This window comes from Myroides albus (assembly GCF_009711045.1).
GTDB classification, from domain to species: Bacteria; Bacteroidota; Bacteroidia; order Flavobacteriales; family Flavobacteriaceae; genus Flavobacterium; species Flavobacterium album_A.
The window spans coordinates 1-5,613 of sequence record NZ_WMJX01000082.1 but is presented as its reverse complement, the minus strand read 5'-3'; the positions used below and the strand labels follow the sequence as shown (position 1 = coordinate 5,613).

The following is a 5,613-nucleotide window of genomic DNA, read 5'->3' as shown; positions in this document are numbered from 1 at the left end:
TTGACAGTTTTGTTTAAAGTTAATAATTTCGAATTAACAACTGTCCGATTTTTAGGGAAGCCTACAATATCATCTAAAAGTAAGGATTATGCAGTTTATCGTGTTTAACCCAAATTAAACGAGAGGTATTATATCCAATTTGTTGCGCCTTGTTTACAAAATCTAATTTTATATTATCAGGGATAAATTTTTCTCGAGACAACATCCATAAATAATTTAAATCCTTCCCTACAACTAAAGCATATTTATAATCCTTATCAAGTGCAACTATATTGTATCCTGAATAAAAAGGTCCAAAAAAACTTACTTCCAACGCTCCTTGATCTTCATTATTTCTAAATCTGGCTTTACCATCAATTTTTTTCCATTTTTTTGTCTTTTGATTAAAACCAATATTTACTACTTGAATTGTTCCATCTTCATTTAAAGAGTAATGTGCAGATGTATTATCTAAATCTTTTTCAAAATAAAGATCAAATCTTGCGATTTCATACCAAGTACCTAAGTAGGATTTAATTTCAAAATTTTCAACTACGGTTGCTTTTTCAGGTATTACCTTATTATCACAACTAACAAAAAAAACTAAAAATAAGATTAAATTAAATTTTAAAAGCTTAGATTCCATATACAAACATTTATACTCTATATTTATAGGTCATAACATCATACAATACTATCATTTTATTTCGTTAAAAACAAAGTATAAAATAATAAATTTAAATAAACAAACAATAAAGATTATCTATTAACAGAAATAAACACACATAATAAATATAATTTTTTTGATTTATTTTATAGAATTATAAGATTTTTAATTATAACAAAAAAGGCTACTTAGTTTGATTCTAAGTAGCCTTGTTCTTATTCATTATTTATTTTAAGGAATTTGATAATTTACATCTGTATTCTCTTGAACATATTTTATTGCCCAAGTCAATGTATTGGCATACAATAGACTATTAAATACAGTTACACCTCCATAATAAGACTTAGAGATTGGTGCACCTCCTGATGTTATAGCCGCTGGCCAAATTGTATTTGAAGTATTAGAAGCAGTTCCTGCTGTCCATCCAGAATCACCTATATATACATATCCTAGAGTATTATGCTTTAAAAACCATGAACGATCCGTATTACCTTCTTGGTGAATAAAACTTTGGAATTCATTTGAATACCCTGTGATATAGTATGAGTTATTAACATCACTTCCTGTATTTTTCCCCCTTACATCTTCAAATGGTCCAGTTAAAATTGGATCATCTATATTTAAAATTGGATTTATATAAGTTTGTCCTGTTCCTGATGCAACAGTATTAGGTGAAAAAGCAATTGCATTAATCAAATCTCTTGTAGAATTTGCATCATTTTCTTGTGAATGAATCAATACTCCTTTTTTGTTCTTAACAAAATCTTTTAATATTGCTATAGAAGCAGCATCAGGTTGATAATTATATCCAATAACAACTACATCAATTTTATTATTATTAATATTGTTCTTTAGAGTAGTCCCTTGTCCAGTTCCGCCATTAAAAATCGTTATACCTTCCATCTTTACAGTTCCATTAGGCCCAAAATTAGCCAGAGCTTGTGGAATTGCTTTTGATGCCTGTGATCCAGATGCTGTTCCAAGCTGATACATCCCCGTACCAAGACCAAGAATATTCATTTTTCGATATAAATACTCAATATTTCTATTACATGTATTAGCTCCTACAGAACTATTTGTTGTTATAGTATAGCGGTGAATTCCTCCTGTAACTGGAGTTCCCGTAGCAGTCAAGGTAACTTCTTGTGTACCTGTTATTGTAAAAGTACCACTTGCTGAAAATGTTACTCCATTTACCGTATTGGTAGAAATAGAATAAGCACCTGGATATTGAACATTAACATTTAATATCATTTTATTTTCAGTAGTCATTGCAATATTGGGCGCATATGAGCCCTCTAATTGAATAGATGAACATATTAAATTATAAGCTACTGGTTGAGCTGTTACTGTAACATCAAAAGAACAAGGTGATATCATTCCACTAGCTGCATTTAAAGTAAAAGTATGATCCCCTGGAGTAGTCGGCGTACCAACTGCTGTTAATACAACATTTCTTTCTCCAATACTATCAAAAGATAAAGGTCCAGAAGTAAAATGAATTCCAGCAACAGGATTAGTGCTAATATTAGTCTCACCAGTGGCTTGAACATCAACTTTAATAGTTACAGTATTTGAGGCAGTCATAGCCTCATCCTGCTTATAAACACCTGCTATAGTCGCTTGAGAGCAATCTACTGTATATTTAATTGGTTGTACAATAATTTCAGCTGTACAAGCAGCTGACATCTGATCTGAGTTGGTTGTAAAAGTAAACGAATTAGTCCCTGAACTAATAGGTGTTCCCGTTCCTAACAACTCTACGGTCTGCTCACCTGCTTGACTAAAATTACCAGTTCCTCTAAAAGAATACCCATTACTTGTATTGGTTGTTATACTCCAATATCCAACAGAAATAACATTAACTTTTAAAACTATTTTATGTGTATTTGTCAAAGTTTGTCCAATCATATAGGCTCCTTCAATAGAAGTGTCTGGACATACGATACTATAATTAACATTAGCTCTTTCTACAAAAATATATTTTTCACAATTACTTTCTCTATTATTCAGTAAAATAGTCAATCTATCACCTTGAGCACCTGAATCATACCCGTTATTCGGTGTACCTATTCCTGGGACAAAAAGCGTATATGCACCTGCGGTAGGAAATGTTCCTTTAGTTGTAAAATAATATCCATTATCTGTTGTAGCAGTTAATTCATAGGTACCTGCTTGAGTTACAGTAACTGGAATAGTTAAAAAGTTTGAAGAATTTAAAAATTCACCTTGTTTAAAGTTCCCATTTGACTGTACTGAACTACATTGTAGATTAGTGATTTCAAATACAGCCGGTGGCGGTGTCCCACATAAACTCAACCAAGTATCTTGAATCGTACTCCAATAATTGAAACACCCTGTTGTACTATTGTAAATCAATAAACCATCTGTTCGATTCTCTATAGCTATAGCATCCCTTTGTTGCGTTGTTAAACGAGGGGCTAAAAAACCTTTATTAACACTTTCTAATTCTAATATAACTCCAGGATTCGGAGTGGCACTTGTACCCGATATTGTTCCATCTTTAATTTTAGTCATATGGGTTTGAGCCAAACTAGAAAAAGCCGTAAAAAGAAGTATCAATAATAATGAAAACTTATATTTCATATACTTATATGTAGTGGTATTATAACTCATAATTTAAAAGTTTAGTTTTTACTTTTTAACTCTAACAATTCTTGCTCTAATTGCTCTAATTTTTGATAAAACATTTTATTTATCATTTCCAATTCATTTATTTTAGTTTCTTTTTCCTCTAAAAGATTAATCTTTTTTAATACTTCACGATTTAAAGTTTCTAATTCTTTTATCCTAGCTTCTTTCTGCTCTAACTCATTATTTTGTTCAATCATATGTAAATACAACTCTTCCGTTTTCTCTAGAAGTTGGACAGAAAGTTCCGAAACATTAATTGCATACCCTTCTTCTGTTTTCTTCAATTCATGGATTGGTGTAATACCAGGTAAATGACGATTTTCTCTAATAAAATCAGCAATATCATCTAATTCCTTAAACTTATAATCATATTTAAGTGCAGAGTAACCATCAAAATAATTTTCAAAAACATAATCAGCATAATAACTATTAACTGCAGTTATACTTCCATTAACTCTCAACTTTTCATTTGGTGCATTAGAAGGTTCTGTAAAACCAATTCCTACCCAACCTCTTGTATAAATATCAGATGTATTAGATGTTGCTACTTTTTGTGTTGCAGAATCATACCAAGGATGTTTATTTATTGTCTCTAAATCAATTGTATGAATGATTTGTTTTTCATCAGTATACAATAGAGAATTTGTACTTGCATCAAATTCTAACTTAGTTAATGATTCCCCATCTCCAACTAAATCAGTTAATTTTAAGATAGTTTCTTCTCCCTTTTCATTAGTATAAGTTAGAACATGAGCTATAGGATCATAAACTAAAGTTGTAAGTGTTTCACTTCCCTTCACCAATACTTTTATATCGATAGGGTTTAAATTCCCATTTTCATCTTTATATGTTAAGGTATAAATATCAATAACTTCACCACTTTCTTCTGTCTCCTGTGTTTTTACATTTTCTAATGTTGTCAAAGTTTCATGACCTTTTACTAGACTCGGAATATTAATTTCTGTTGCTGTGCTATTTTCACTTGTATAAGTAAACACATCGTTAACATTAACTAAAGTCGTTAGCGTTTCATTGGCTTTTACAACAGAAGAAATATCCAAACTAACTGTATCACCATCTTCATTGATATAAGTAAAAGAACTACCATCATAGTAAACATTTCCCCCTACTGTTTTGATGATGTTGTTGATGATATCCTGAACCTCTGTAGTGTTGATGATAGTCTCAAAATTGCTGATAACATCTGCCTTTACATCGATAACTACAGGTGTTCCTGCCTCATTGGTATAAGTGTATTGTCCATTACCTGAAGCATCTTTTACTAAAGTAGTTAGCGTTTCATTGGCTTTTACAATAGTAGAAATATCCAAACTAACTGTATCACCATCTTCAGTGATATAAGTAAAAGAGCTGCCATCGTAGTAAACATTTCCGCCTACTGTTTTGATGATATTGTTGATGATATCCTGGACATCTGTATTGTTGATTATAGTCTCAAAATTGCTGATAACATCCGCCTGAACATCAATTACAACTTCTGCCCCTGCCTCGTTTTTATACGTATACTTCCCATTGCCCGAGGCATCCTTAACTAAAGTAGTTATTACATTTAATTTTTCTAAATCTATAACTACAAAATTATTATGTGTATCATATAATTTCAATAGTTCTTCTTCCACTACAAACTTACTAATAATCGGAAAATCTACTACTTTGTCATCAATTTCAGTCAATAAACGAGTCCAAGTATTTTGTTTCCAAAAATAATATCCTGGCTGTAATTGTTCACTAGCTGCTGTATTATATACCAATAAACTTTCTACATTTCCGTTGCTTATTGTTTTATTATCTGTAAGATTCTTCAATCTAACCTGTGGAATTAAAATCCCTCGCTTATCAGAAGATATCTCAAGTTGAGATGATGGATTAGGGGTTGCAGTCCCTATTCCAACTTGAGCGTGACTTATTGCGCTTGCGCAAAAAGCACTGAGTAAAATCCATCTTTTTTTCATTTAACTAGCTATTTTTATTATACTTAAAGTGTTTTATTTTATGACATTTATATCCTATTTTGTGCTTTTAGAAACATATCTTTTTTGCTATTTAGAATGTAAATTTCAATAGTTAGGCCTTAAAGCAGGATGAGATGTATTGTAATCATCGTTAACTATACTCTAATTACTCTACAGGTCCCCACTCCTTCTCATCCTATTGCTTTAATGCCTTTACAAAATTTTTATTCTATTTTTTAATATTAGAAAAATTATTTTTAAGTCTTATATTCATTTCGATCCAAGATATTTTGTAATGATTATTGTATGTCTTCAAACTAATGTAGACTTTTAGGACGT

General features: G+C 30.9%; 3 protein-coding genes. All 3 read right to left on the bottom strand.

The features are described 5' to 3' along the window. Positions 1 to 73: 73 nt before the first annotated feature. Positions 74 to 625, bottom strand: coding sequence for a lipocalin family protein (locus GJV76_RS15100; protein WP_155093418.1), 552 nt, complete (start codon positions 623 to 625; stop codon positions 74 to 76). Between the two features lie 252 nt (positions 626 to 877). After that, entirely contained in the window at positions 878 to 3,283 is a 2,406-nt protein-coding gene (locus GJV76_RS15095; protein ID WP_155093417.1) for a hypothetical protein, read from the bottom strand. A gap of 11 nt (positions 3,284 to 3,294) precedes the next feature. Continuing rightward, positions 3,295 to 5,274 carry a hypothetical protein gene (locus tag GJV76_RS15090; protein ID WP_196216244.1) on the bottom strand — a complete coding sequence of 660 codons (1,980 nt, stop codon included), beginning with the start codon at positions 5,272 to 5,274 and terminating at the stop codon, positions 3,295 to 3,297. Between the last annotated feature and the right edge of the window lie 339 nt (positions 5,275 to 5,613).